The organism is Actinomyces sp. HMSC065F12 (assembly GCF_001814535.1).
In the GTDB taxonomy this organism is placed as follows: Bacteria; Actinomycetota; Actinomycetes; order Actinomycetales; family Actinomycetaceae; genus Pauljensenia; species Pauljensenia radingae_A.
Genome location: NZ_KV817041.1, coordinates 43,606 through 55,952, shown reverse-complemented (window position 1 = coordinate 55,952; position 12,347 = coordinate 43,606). Strand labels below are relative to the sequence as shown.

Below are 12,347 nucleotides of genomic sequence, written 5' to 3'. Positions count from 1 at the left end.
CGAATGTGCGTTGATACGCTGCGCACCTGGCGTATCAGAAACTGCCAGAAGGAGACGGCGCGTCGACCGGCATACGGCCGACGCGCCACAACGTCTCCTAGGCGCGCAGAGCCTCAGCCGGGAAGTCCTGAACCCGATCAGTGAAAATACCTGTGACACCCCATGCGGCCAGTTCGCGTGCGCGATCAACATCGTTGACAGTCCACACGTTCACTTCCAGGCCAGCCTGACGGGCATACTCCACGTCGCGATGTGTGACAGCCTCATTTGCAGGGTGAACCGCTGTGCACCCCAGTTTGGCGGCGGCATCGACGGCACTGGTGATCGACTCGGATTCGGGGTCAACGAGCCAGCCCAGATCGAGGGATCGACGCACCGTACCGAAGGCGCTGGCCTGGTCGCCCTGGTGATGTGCCTGCCATGCGACGGAAAAGTCGCAGAGGAGGGCGTGATCAAAGGAGGACACCAGGATCTGCGACGGATTCTTCATACCGGCCACGAGCACGCAAATACGGTCGATAAGCTCGCTGCGCAGCGTCTGCCCACCCTGGCACGGCTTGATCTCCAGGTTGCCGATCATCTGATTGGCGTCCAGGAACGTGAGCACCTCGCTCAGCTCAGGAACTCGCTCAAAGCGATATGTGTCGGAAAACCACGCGCCCGCATCCAGGCGACGCAGGTCATTGAAACCTTTGTCGTAGTAGCCGCCGGTACCGGACGTGGTGCGGTCGAAAGTCTGGTCGTGCATGACCAGTAATGTTCCATCGCCCATGATGTCGACATCGAACTCGATGCGACGAGCCCCGACTTCCATCGCTTTGACGAACGCTCCCATCGTGTTTTCGGGCGCAAGGGACGAGGCCCCGCGATGGGCGAAAAGGTGAGGAAACTCAGACACGGATTCTCCTTCAGACGTAGTCAGGGGCGGTGCAACGTCGCCCTCGTTAATACATATCCTCATTGTGGAAGGCAGGCAACTCTGCAGTATCGAGCGGGTCAGGATCGAGAAGCACAGCCTCGTCACGCTTTTGAGGCAGAACGGAACGCGTATAGGAATCGATGACGTCAGCGAGCGGGATATCATGTCCGGCTTGCTGAGCGAGGTACCAGCGGTGCTCCAGAACTTCATGGAAAATCTGCGCCGGCTCGAGTTTCCGGGTCATCTCGGGCGGCACGCCGGTGACGATCGGTTCGAACACGTCACGCATCCATTCGTGCGCCACGATTTCAATGGGCATGTTCTGACGACCGGTGATCGCACGATACGTTTGCAGATCATTCAGCATGCGGCGTGCCTGCTGTTCGCCCACATCCATTCCCGTCAAACGCATGATCTGTCGATGGTAGTGCCCTGCATCCACCACTTTTGGCGTGATCGTCAGGTGCGTGCCGTCAATATCTGACACCATCTGCAGTTCGCCCACATTGAAACCCAGGTCGTTGAGGCGTTCGATGCGCTCAGCGACCTTCCACCGCTGATTGAGCTCGATGGATTCGGATGCGGTCAGTTCGTGCCACAGGTCCTCGTAGCGCGAACGGATGCGGTCACCCACGATGATCGGGTCTTCGTCCTCCGGAAAGAAACCGCCAGCCTGCAGGTCCATCAGTTCACCGATAATGTTCGTGCGCGCCAGGTCAACGTCGTAGTCACGCTGACCGGGCGTCAGGTTCGGGTGCAGCTCGCCGGTTTCCGCGTCCACCAGGTACGCCGAAAATGCCCCGGCATCGCGGCGGAACAGTGTATTCGACAGGGACACGTCGCCCCAGTAGAAGCCGAGCAGGTGGAGGCGAACGAGCAGCACGGCAAGCGCGTCGATGAGACGAGTCGCCGTGTCGGGAGTCATGAACTGGCTGAACAATGCGCGGTAGGGCAGTGAAAACTGCAGGTGCTCTGTAACCAGTGCGGCGTTGAGCTCTTCGCCCTGCGGGTCGCGTCTGCCAGTAATGACAGCTGTAGGTTGGACGGACGGAGCATCCAGACGCACGAGATCGCGCAGGAGTTGATATTCGTGGTGGGCAACCGACTCGCCAATCTCCTTGACGGCGATCACGCGCCCGAACAGGTTGACGAAACGCACGATGTGTCGCGAAATTCCACGCGGCAGCGCGGCCAGAATCTCACTGGGCCAGTCTTCCAGCGGAACTTCCCACGGAAGGTCCAGCAACGCAGGATCGACGCGTGCAGCAGTGATCTCCATGGACTGAGGCATAGGTCTATTCTCGCACTTTATTGGCGTGTCATGTGGGACGCATGGATGGACCGGCGGACGCCGGCTTGCAGATGCGCGGGGTGGGGTCGCCCTCGTTGAGAGTGAAAGATCACGAGGAGCGACTGGCCAACCCGGTTTCTGCCTTGTGCGCGAGTTTAACGCTGCGCAAGAATCGCGTCGGTGAGCGTGTCGGCTTCCGCTGCCCAGCCACTGGGCGTGGGATGCATGTAGCCCATAAGGTCGGTGGAGGCGAAAGGTGCTGAGATCCAGGAATGATCCTGGGACGCCGCCATGTGCGGATCGAGGCCGTGCCCGTCGAAGGCGTCTCGAATGTCAACAAGGTGGAAGCGGGTCGTCCCATTGGCCTTGTTCAGATCGCTGATGATGCTGGACTGCAGGTCGGTGTAGCGAGCCTGGAGGGTGCGCAGCGTGGTGCCGGCATCGAACCAACCTGCAGGACCTTCGGGAAGCATGTAGGACGGCGTGCTCAGCAGATCCGGGTAGGACAGCAGATAGATGTCAGCGTTGCCGGCGGCACGCTCGTCAATATCTCTCAGAAGGGTGGTGAGGCGCGTGCGGAAGGTGTCGACGGTGACGGTAGCCTCGTTCATGCGCTGCTGGCAGGACGAGGCATCACGCCCGATGAAGCAGGACACGATGATGCCGAAGAAGTTGGCATCATTGCCGCCAATTGTCAGGAACACGGAGTCATAGTCGGGGGTGACGGCGTCGAGCTGAGGGAGCGCGTACAGGTGGCATTCGGCGGTGGCCGTGTAGAGAGAACCGGCAGGTGCGGGAGCGACCTGGCGAATATCCCACGTGAAGTTCCCCTCGGGAAGTACGCCGCAGATCTGGGATTCTTCGACGCGGCGCTGCCATTCAGCGGGCTGGTCAGGGTAGGTCGACTTGGGTAGAACGTAGGTCTTCGTCACCGACTTCTTCCACCCCAGGGACTGTGAGGAGTAGAAGTCCTTCGACTGTGCACCTGAGCAGGCACGGTTTGTGTACGAGGCGCCAAGGCGTTCAGCGGTGACAGCACCGTAATTATTGGGCGAGCGGTAACAGTTCGTGTCCGTGTAGTTCTGCGCGCCGTTTCCTGCCGAGTAGGAATCGCCCAGCTGCAGAATATTGTGCGGGGTCGAGGGTGACTCAGATGCGGTGGCGCTTTCAGCGTGCGCGGTAAGCGGTGCGAGGAGACTGAGGCATGCCACTGCAATGCCTGATGCAACTAGACGACGCATTTGACATCCTTCCATGATGGCCCGAGGAGCGGCCGCAGCTGGCCCCTTCTGTCATGACAATACCTTGTGAAGGGGACAGAACGCGTGAACAGGCCGCTAGGAATAGGCTGGTCGGTAAATCGCTGGACGTAGCGACACAGGGGGTCACGATGAGCCTAACGGTTAATCTGTATTACACAGGACGCAATGGGAGCGCCCGCGCATTTGCTCAGGAGATGGTAACCAGCGGCATTGTTGATCGAGTTCGCGCCCAGGAAGGTAATGAACGTTACGAGTATTTCTTCCCGATGAATGATCCGGAGACGGTTCTGTTGATCGACCGTTGGCATGACCAAGAAGCCCTTGACCAGCATCACCATTCTGAGATGATGACGCAGATCGCGCAGCTACGTGAGAAGTACGCGCTGCATCTGCGGGTCGAACGCTATCGCGACGATCACTGACCGTGGGGGCCTGACGGCGATCCGTGTCGTCCTCGATATCGCCCTGCCTTCCAGCGAAAGCTGTACGATCAGGTGATCAGCCCTGATGGTGAAAACCGTGCAGGGGCGTGATCTTCGCCATCAGGGCAGCTTCTCATCTCTCAGCCCTGCGCCGTAAACGCGCTCCAGCCCTGACAGCGACTCCTGCAGCGCCCAGTGCGCCGAACAACCACAGCGCCGTGGAATCAGCTCCCGTTTTCACCAGATGAGGCGGTGCCGGGGGCGTCGGCGGGGTGGGTGGAGTAGGTGGTGTCGGTGGCTTCTGCCTGTTCGTCAGTGTCACCACCACATCGTGAGAGCCCTCCTGCGTTGCTGCCTGCTGCGCAGCTGAGTCAAATCCTTCGATTGGCGTCTCGACCACTGCGTACCGAACCGGCTCGCCTGCAACGGTTCGTGGCAAGTTCGTAAAGGTGTAAGTCCAATTGCCGTCAGCATCTGGGGTGATGGTGACGGGGTCGCCCACGTTGGTTGGGTCGCCCTCGCCAATTTGCCGGGTGAGCTGGACCGTGATGCTGTCCGGGATGGCGGGGGAGGTGCCTTCAAGCGTTTCGCCATCAACATCTTGCCAGATCTTATTGACCGTCACAGTCATTGGAGTCTGCGTATTCGTGATGGTGAGTGCGCGCACCTGCGGGGCATCCGAAATCATGGTGATGGGGGAAATGACTGAATCATAGCCGTCGACGTGCAACTCGTGAATTGAATATGTAACCTCTTCAGCCTCGTCGCTGCCAGCGTTGATGAGGGTTGTTGGCAGGCCTTTAAACGTGTGACGCCAGTTGCCGTCCTTATCAGGAGTAATGGTAATGGGATCGCCGAGCTGAGTCGGATCGTGCTGCCCGATTTGGCGCATCAACTGGATCGTGATGCTTGAGGGCAACGAGGGCGACGCACCGGGAATCTCGGTGCCTTCACTGTCATGCCACTGCTTAGCGACTTCCAGATCAACTGTGTCGGGTTTTCCGAAAGTGACGTTGCCGTTTGAACCGATTCCTGCACCTCGTTCGGCACTGTTTTTCGTGATTGTGAGCTTGGCCAGCGCTGATGCATCATTCTTCGTGTGATCTGTAGCCTCTGAGTGGAGACCCTCATTTCGGAGCGGCCGATCCCAGAAATCTTGCGGGTCGCCTGGAGCCTCTGGGGAGAAACGTTGGTCTTTGTTATCGAAGTAGTAGGTGACGTCGCCGCCACCCAGCATACGATTGGCCAAGCGTAAATTGATCGACCCGGCGGAACCGTAATTGTCGTGGGCGATATCGGAACCGAAATGGCTGGCAGAGTTATTGAAAATCCCGGCACCTTCTGTCACGTATAAGTCGATGGAGCCGGTCGGGCAGACCCACACTCCGCCACCGATATACCCCGCGTCATTATGGTTAACTGCAACGTTTTCAAAGTGCGCTGAGTAGGACTTGGTGGCCACGTAGACACCGCCCCCCATTTGCTTCGCCGTGTTCGCTTCGATGTTTCCGCCGCGTAAAGTAACCCGGTTGCTAACAATGTTGATACCGCCGCCGGTGCGAGAGGCACTGTTATGGGAGATGGTCCCGCCGTTCATGATAAAAGCTGCCGGAGAAAGGTCTGCCCAGGCATCAGGGGTGTACCCAGCCTGCTTTCCTGTGCTGGGGATCTCTGCCCATGTCTTTTCAGCGCCTTGTACGTAGTCATCGAATGTTCCTACGCCGCCTCCATTGGGAGCGGTGTTATTGGTGATCGTTCCGCCGTTCATTGTCACAACGGAGTTGCCAAATGAAAAAACTCCGCCGCCGCTGAATCGACTGGTGTTGTTGGTGATCGTTCCGCCGTTGATTTCTACTGTATTGCGTGCTGATTCTTTGGTCTGTTCAGCTTCTTCTTTCGAGAACGGCCACGACATTGCGAGAATGCCTCCGGCGAAGCCGTTGTTGCTGGAGATCTCACCGCCATTCATCACCATGTGGCCACCGTTGTACAGGCCGACCCCTCCTGCTTCACCGTAGTCGTACGGTGAGTGCTCACTGACGCCTGAGCCCCAACCGTCGGTGATGAGTCCTCCATGCATGATGAACGTTGCACCATCGCTGACTGCGATATTGCCTGCACCGTTTTGAGTAGTGGTGGGATCTTGTCGTCTGTGGTTATCGGTGATGGTGCCGCCATTCATGGTGAACGAAGCTTTGGAACCCGTGACGGTCACTGCACCGATGTGAGATCCTGAGTGGTCGCGTACGCCGCTGAGCGTGCCTTGATTGAGGACAAATGCTCCTCGTGAGTGGACAAGGATCTGCCCATTCTTAACGTACTCGCCGCGAGCGCCCATCTCGATCTCGCCGCCTTCGGGCTGAGCAGAAATGGTCAGGGTAGCGCCTTCCTCGACGTTGAACAGAGCAGAACCTGTGAACCCGTCCTCAGCGATGAGCGACGAGGAATTGGCTCCCCACGCATTGGCAGGATAATTGACCAGCTCAATGTCAGCTCCGCGTGGAATCGTGACAGTGTCGGTGAGATAGGGGCCGACCATTCCCAGAACGATGCGAGTTGGTGTGGAGCCAGCCTGTGTGATCAGTGAACGGAATTGGTCCTCGCTGCACGTGAGATCTTGCTGAGGCGTGTAGCAATAGACCTCAGTGCGTTCAGGATCTGGCGCCGATTCGGTTGCGGCTGACCGTTGAGTACTGGTGCGTGCTGAATCGGTGGCCGGCGCTGTCATCAATGGGGCAGCTCCAGGCATCGGCGCGTCGGCTGCTGTGGAGTAGTCTTCATCTTCCACAGTACCGACAACAGCGGGATCTCCCGGATTTTCAGGAATATGAAGGCCTCCCTGCTCTGAGGGCGATTCAGTACCGCTTTGCGGTGAATCTGCAATGGTATTGGAGGCTTCGGGAGAGTCGGAGGCGGCGTCATCAGCCCAAGTCGGGGAGACGAAACCAACTACGAGGCTCGAGGTACACGCGAGCGCTGCCGCGCATAATGCTGCCAAATGTGTGAAAGTCGATGTGCGAGTGCGTGTCGGACTGTGCCCTGGACGAGAGGGTGCAATAAACATGTGATCACCTGTCAATGGGTTTGAGTTATGCTGCCGTGCAACTGTGAGAGACAATCAACGAAAGCTTACCACTAGGTTGGAGTAAAGAAAAAGGGGGTCGTGACAAGTGCTCGTGGAAGGATGACCACCACCACATCGCCCGCCTCACCGGCCACGGGTCGTGACAAGTGCTCGTGGAAGGATGAGTCAGGCAAATAGTGCGCTGAAGATTCCCTCAGTGGTCTTGAAACGAAGCGTTGCGCTTTTGTTCTACGTGTTTCGGAGGTTTGGGAATGTGGTGGGGAGGTATTGGCGGGAGTTGAGGTGCTGCGAGGTCAGGATGGTTGCGGATCGTCCTACCGATGGTGGGCCGATGGCAGCGTGTGTTTTCTCAAACGACAAACGTCGCTGACGTGCAGGAATAAACCGGCAACGGGTAATGTATGTGATTGTGACGCGGAAGCCCTCGCCCGAAACCATCAACGGCCTGTTCGAAGCTGAATCGATATGCAAGCAAATTGTTGGGACCGCTCCACCTTGTCGTACTCCTCACGAGAGCTAGAGCCCCTGGTAGAACGCTGCTTGCCTCCACCAAGCCCTCAACTGCACCAGTGAAGAGCAAAGTGTTCGATCCAAATTTGACAGAGTGTAAAATTTGTGTCTAGAGAGATACGAAAAGGTGGCTCGCCCCATGTTGGGGCGAGCCACCGGTGATATTTCAGTGGGGGAACAGCATCAGATTTGCATCGTCAGCTGACCCTCGTGAGTCTTAGCTTAGGCAGGCAGACGCTCGCCAGTTGCCGCCGAGAAGTTGTGTTGCTGCGCAGGAATGACGCGAGCGTGGATCACAGATCCCGTCTTCGGGGCGGTACGCGGAGGAACGCGAACGATCAACTGATCGCTCTTGTCTTCCTTATTCTCATCAGGATTCTCGTCGGTACCCGATCCAAGGCCGTGGCCTCCCTCGACACCTGCAAGGTGTCCGTAGATGTAGGCGTCAGAGCCGAGTTCCTCAACGAAGTCGACTTCGATCGGAATGGTGCCTTCGACATCTTCACCAACCAGCTCAAGTCCCTCAGGACGGAAACCGATGACGACCGTGTTGTTGTCTTCTGGCTTCAGAGCCGCAATGGTGGCATCCGACAGGGCAACGCGAGCAGTTCCGAGGACGCCCCAGTTGCCTTCGACCTTGAAACGACCCAGGTTCATTGCAGGTGAACCGATGAATCCTGCGACGAATTCGTTGGCGGGGCGTTCGTACATTTCCTGAGGTGTGCCAACTTGCTGAAGGATGCCGTTGTTGAGAACCGCGATGCGGTCACCCATTGTCAGAGCTTCGGTCTGGTCGTGGGTCACGTACACGGTTGTGACACCGAGTTCGCGCTGCAGTGATGCGATCTGTGTACGGGTCTGAACACGCAGCTTGGCATCCAGGTTGGATAGCGGCTCGTCCATCAGGAACACCTGCGGTTTACGAACAATTGCACGTCCCATTGCGACTCGTTGACGCTGACCACCGGACAGAGCCTTCGGCTTGCGGTCCAGGTAGGGCTCCAGGTCAAGGATGCGTGCTGCTTCGTTCACGCGCTCACGGATTTCGTTCTTATCCGTGCCAGCGATCTTCAGAGCAAAGCCCATGTTGTCGCGCACAGTCATGTGCGGGTACAGAGCGTAGTTCTGGAAGACCATTGCAATGTCGCGGTTCTTGGGCTGAACATCGGTGACATCGCGGTCACCAATGAAAATGCGTCCAGAGTTGACGTCTTCAAGACCAGCAAGCATACGCAGTGACGTTGACTTTCCGCAGCCGGAAGGACCAACGAGGACGAGGAACTCGCCGTCAGCGATTTCCAGGGACAGTTCTTTCACAGCTGGCTTGTCTGAACCCGGGTAAATGCGGGTTGCCTTATCAAACGTTACTGTTGCCATGTTTTTAACCTCCACCGACAGGTACGTGCCGGACGATCCAAGTAGAGAGCCGGGACAACGGCGTCTTCACCGCTGCCGATGCTGCCGTTCCCCCTGTGAACGAAAGCACTGGATTAAAAATACCATGAGATCGACAGCGGGGGATACCTGAGATAGTGAATCAGTCCTGTTGCGCATGTCACTGACCAGCATCATCAGCTATGACAGTGCAAGAATCAGCCATGAGTGAAAGAGGTCTCGTCATTCTTGGACTCGCGCATGGCCCACAGTCTCACTGGGAGCTTTTCCCGCGCCCGCTCTTACGTGATTGTCGAAAATCCTCGAATCTAAGTCCTGCAGAGCGTCATCATTCGATACGCTCAAGGATGTGGATATCGGGCAACGCGTTGGCGGCTACGAACTGGTCAGCCGTCTGGGCACGGGAGGTGCCGGCACTGTCTGGCTGGCTCGTGACGATGGAGGAGCACAAGTCGCCCTGAAAATGCTGCACCCGGCTCAGGCTGCCACGGAGGAAGCCCGACAGCGTCTGAGCAGAGAAGCTGCCACGGTCAATCGAATCCGATCAGACGGCGTCGTGCGCGTCCTCGATGTTGAAACGGAAGCCGCCGAACCCTTCGTTGTCACCGAATACGTGAACGGCCCAACCCTCGCCTCGCGCATCCGCAGCGGGACAATGGAACTGAGCGAAGTGGCGCGCCTGGCCACAGCACTGAACCGTATCCTCAAACGTGTCCACGGGGCAGGGGTGGTTCACCGTGACATCAAACCGTCGAACATCATTCTGTCCGAACGCGGCCCCGTGCTCATCGACTTCGGTATCGCGGTCGGGGATGGGGATGACCGGCTGACGGCGACCGGACTGGTGTCCGGCACTGCGGGCTACACCGCACCGGAAGTAATGACGGGCAGTCCGGTGACTCCTCAGGCTGATTGGTGGTCCCTGAGCGCCACGATCCTGCACGCATTGACCGGCCGACCACCTTTTGGAGGCGGAGCACCCGGCGTCATCATTTCGCGCGTCCTTGCCGGTGATGCGGATATCGCGGGATTGCCTCCTCGCTTGGCATCGTCCATGAAACGATGCCTGGATCCTACTGTCGACAACCGTATGAGCTTCGAAAGCCTGTGCTCCGTTCTGAACGGTGCGGCAGATTCACACGCTCGCGATGGATACGGCTCCGGCCGCGACGACGAAACTGATCAGTACTCAGACACGTGGACGGGGAGCTCACTGGTCACTTCCAGCCTGGGTGACCTGGGCTCAACATTCATGCCCTCATCATTTGACGAGGACGACTACACGAGTGACACGCCTGAGACAACACAGTATCCCGATCTGACCACCAATCAGGCGTACACCCAGCCTCTGACTCAGAGCACTGACGTGTATCGCGCACCGCAACCCGGCCAGCCAGAGCTCTCTGCCGGGCAGCCCAATCAGTGGGAGCCGCCTGTCACCGTGCCCTACCCGGTGTCTCCTCCCGACCAGACGGCTGTCATCCCCACCGACGTGCCTCCGCTTCCGCCCGATGAGGCGCAACCAGGGTGGCAAAGCGCAGGCCCCTTCCTGGTCAACAAGGGCGGCGAGTCGTTCAAGAAACTTCCGACGTGGGATGATGCGCAGTCACCCTCGACAATTACGGTGGACAAGCCTGCGCCCCTCGAACTGGCGGAGCCGGGCGAAGGGGACGTCGAGGAAACCGATGGTGAACCTGAATGGCAACCTCCCCCTCTGAAGAGAACGGGGGTCTTGTCGACCTGCCTGATGGCGGCCCTCTCGCTGCTGCCTGTCGCATACGGCATGTCGGGACTGGTCGCAGTGCTCGCAACCCTCCTGGTATTCAGTGTGATCGGGCAGTTCCGCGAACGCAAGGTCAACCGGCAGAGGGATCGCAACGGGCCGGGGCCGGGAGATACGGCCATGACACTTCTCAAAGTGCCGATCATGGTGGTGGTCGGTGTGCTGAGCATAGCCCTCGCTTCGGTGATCGCATGTATATGGGCGGCGATCGTGTGGGCCATCGCCATTGTGACGGTGCTGAGGGATTATCTTGAGATGTCTCTGGAAACCCTTCAATGGCCCGGTGACCTGGTGCTATGGGGCGGGGTACTCTCCGATCCCAGTGGAATTGCGACTCAGATGATTCCGCTGACGGCGCTGATGGCTGTCTCACTGGTGCTGCTGATGAGCTTCAGGATCCTCGAGCTTACTGAATCAGTGCGTGATGGAATGGCGATCGTGTTCCGCACCGTGTCGCCGCCGTGGTGGGGGCGTGCGTTGTTGAGTGCGGCTTTCCTGGCCATCCCGGTCGCGTTCTGGCTGACGACGGTTTCCTAGATGTGCTGACGGCGGTTTCCGAGAGAGACGGCTGTGGATGCTCAGGCCTGTTGGGTTCGCGTCAGGTGGGTCATCGCGTCATAATGATCCTGCGTGAAAATCAGTATCTGCCCGAAGCGAGGAGCACATAACCGATGGCGAAGTCAGAATCATCGCGTGATACGCGCACGAAGGCGCGGGAGATGCGCGAAGCCCAGCTCAAGTCGGAAAAGCGTACCCGCGTCATCATCATCGGCGTGGTCGTGCTGGTTGTTGTCGCCGTGGTTGCAGCTGTGGCGGCAGTGATGCTGACGTATCGCCCGAAAGGTTCGGCTCTGCCTGACGAGGAGGCCGCAGCGCTGCTGGGACCGTACGCAGATTCGTCGCCGGTGGTGTACTCCCACAACGGCATTGAGGATCCTGATCCCAACCTGCCGACGCTGACGATCTATTTTGACTACTCGTGCCACGTATGTGCGCAGGTTGACACCGCGGGCGGTGAAGAAATCGTCCAGGCTGCTACTGACGGGAAGTTCAACATTGCCTACCAGCCCGTCACAACAGTTGGCATGGACTACGCGAAACCCGCGACCACAGCATCGCTGATCGTTGCACAGAAGGATCCCGAACACTGGGTGGCGTTCCATCACGCGCTGATGGGCTTCTTCAATGAGCAGTGGACGTCTGGCGATACACGCGTCGTCAAATCAATGGATCAGTCCATTGACAAGGTGGCGGAACTCGCCCGTTCCGTGGGAGTTCCTGACGAAGTTGTCTCGACCTTCGACGCCAATGCGGTGCAAACCTACTTGGCGAACTCCACTAAAGTATGGGGCGAGAAGAAGTTCGCGGGTCGCGGCGATTCGTACGGCACCCCCGAATACGTGAAGGATGGCACGAAGGTTATTCCGTTCACGCTGGAGAACTTTGCCTCCGACATTATTTCGGGGATGGCTGAGTAAGCGGTTCGCGCTTGCCGTAAGCGGTGAGTAGTCGTCTCGAGGGATTCTTCACACTCAATAGATTCGATTGGTGTTCACTGGTGTGCTCATGGCAAGATATGTGAGCTGGCCACCTTAGCTCAGTTGGTAGAGCACCCGCCTTGTAAGCGGACGGTCGCGAGTTCGAGTCTCGCAGGTGGCTCCATACTTTCGAATTGGATGA

Annotated in this window: 8 protein-coding genes and 1 tRNA gene; 4 read left to right on the top strand and 5 right to left on the bottom strand. The window is 58.2% G+C overall.

Annotated elements, in window-relative coordinates; genetic code table 11:
- Positions 1-97: 97 nt before the first annotated feature.
- From HMPREF2975_RS10455 to HMPREF2975_RS10445, 3 genes are all read right to left on the bottom strand, one after another.
- Positions 98-898: a glycerophosphodiester phosphodiesterase family protein gene (locus HMPREF2975_RS10455; protein ID WP_070727672.1), complete on the bottom strand. Its 801-nt coding sequence runs from the start codon at positions 896-898 to the stop codon at positions 98-100.
- A 46-nt stretch (positions 899-944) separates the two neighbouring features.
- Positions 945-2,210, bottom strand: coding sequence for a DUF4032 domain-containing protein (locus tag HMPREF2975_RS10450; protein ID WP_193600047.1), 1,266 nt, complete (start codon positions 2,208-2,210; stop codon positions 945-947).
- A 155-nt stretch (positions 2,211-2,365) separates the two neighbouring features.
- The gene (locus HMPREF2975_RS10445) at positions 2,366-3,451 is read right to left on the bottom strand and encodes an SGNH/GDSL hydrolase family protein (RefSeq protein ID WP_157886389.1); all 1,086 of its coding nucleotides are present in this window, start codon (positions 3,449-3,451) and stop codon (positions 2,366-2,368) included.
- Positions 3,452-3,600: 149 nt separating this feature from the next.
- Between HMPREF2975_RS10445 and HMPREF2975_RS10440 the strand changes: the two genes are divergently transcribed.
- Positions 3,601-3,894 carry a putative quinol monooxygenase gene (locus HMPREF2975_RS10440; protein ID WP_070727935.1) on the top strand — a complete coding sequence of 98 codons (294 nt, stop codon included), beginning with the start codon at positions 3,601-3,603 and terminating at the stop codon, positions 3,892-3,894.
- 133 nt (positions 3,895-4,027) lie between these two features.
- On the opposite strand, the gene HMPREF2975_RS10435 is transcribed toward HMPREF2975_RS10440, so the two are convergent.
- Together HMPREF2975_RS10435 and HMPREF2975_RS10430 are read right to left on the bottom strand one after the other, a co-directional pair.
- Complete coding sequence (locus HMPREF2975_RS10435) at positions 4,028-6,958, bottom strand: Cna B-type domain-containing protein (protein WP_070727667.1); 2,931 nt, start codon at positions 6,956-6,958, stop codon at positions 4,028-4,030.
- Positions 6,959-7,711: 753 nt separating this feature from the next.
- Positions 7,712-8,866, bottom strand: a complete 1,155-nt coding sequence (locus tag HMPREF2975_RS10430) for an ABC transporter ATP-binding protein (protein WP_058237274.1) — start codon at positions 8,864-8,866, stop codon at positions 7,712-7,714.
- 367 nt (positions 8,867-9,233) lie between these two features.
- On the opposite strand from HMPREF2975_RS10430, the gene HMPREF2975_RS10425 reads away from it, so the two are divergent.
- From HMPREF2975_RS10425 to HMPREF2975_RS10415, 3 genes are all read left to right on the top strand, one after another.
- Positions 9,234-11,204 (top strand): serine/threonine-protein kinase, encoded by a 1,971-nt coding sequence (locus HMPREF2975_RS10425; protein ID WP_070727664.1) that lies wholly within the window; start codon positions 9,234-9,236, stop codon positions 11,202-11,204.
- 134 nt (positions 11,205-11,338) lie between these two features.
- Positions 11,339-12,145 carry a DsbA family protein gene (locus HMPREF2975_RS10420; protein WP_070727661.1) on the top strand — a complete coding sequence of 269 codons (807 nt, stop codon included), beginning with the start codon at positions 11,339-11,341 and terminating at the stop codon, positions 12,143-12,145.
- Between the two features lie 108 nt (positions 12,146-12,253).
- Positions 12,254-12,329, top strand: a tRNA-Thr gene (locus HMPREF2975_RS10415).
- Positions 12,330-12,347 lie beyond the last annotated feature (18 nt).

Coding starts and splice junctions, on each gene's coding strand:
- HMPREF2975_RS10435 (WP_070727667.1), bottom strand. CDS start 6,958: ATGTTTATTGCACCCTCTCGTCCAGGGCACAGTCCGACACGCACTCGC.
- HMPREF2975_RS10430 (WP_058237274.1), bottom strand. CDS start 8,866: ATGGCAACAGTAACGTTTGATAAGGCAACCCGCATTTACCCGGGTTCA.
- HMPREF2975_RS10450 (WP_193600047.1), bottom strand. CDS start 2,210: ATGCCTCAGTCCATGGAGATCACTGCTGCACGCGTCGATCCTGCGTTG.
- HMPREF2975_RS10445 (WP_157886389.1), bottom strand. CDS start 3,451: ATGCGTCGTCTAGTTGCATCAGGCATTGCAGTGGCATGCCTCAGTCTC.
- HMPREF2975_RS10440 (WP_070727935.1), top strand. CDS start 3,601: ATGAGCCTAACGGTTAATCTGTATTACACAGGACGCAATGGGAGCGCC.
- HMPREF2975_RS10420 (WP_070727661.1), top strand. CDS start 11,339: ATGGCGAAGTCAGAATCATCGCGTGATACGCGCACGAAGGCGCGGGAG.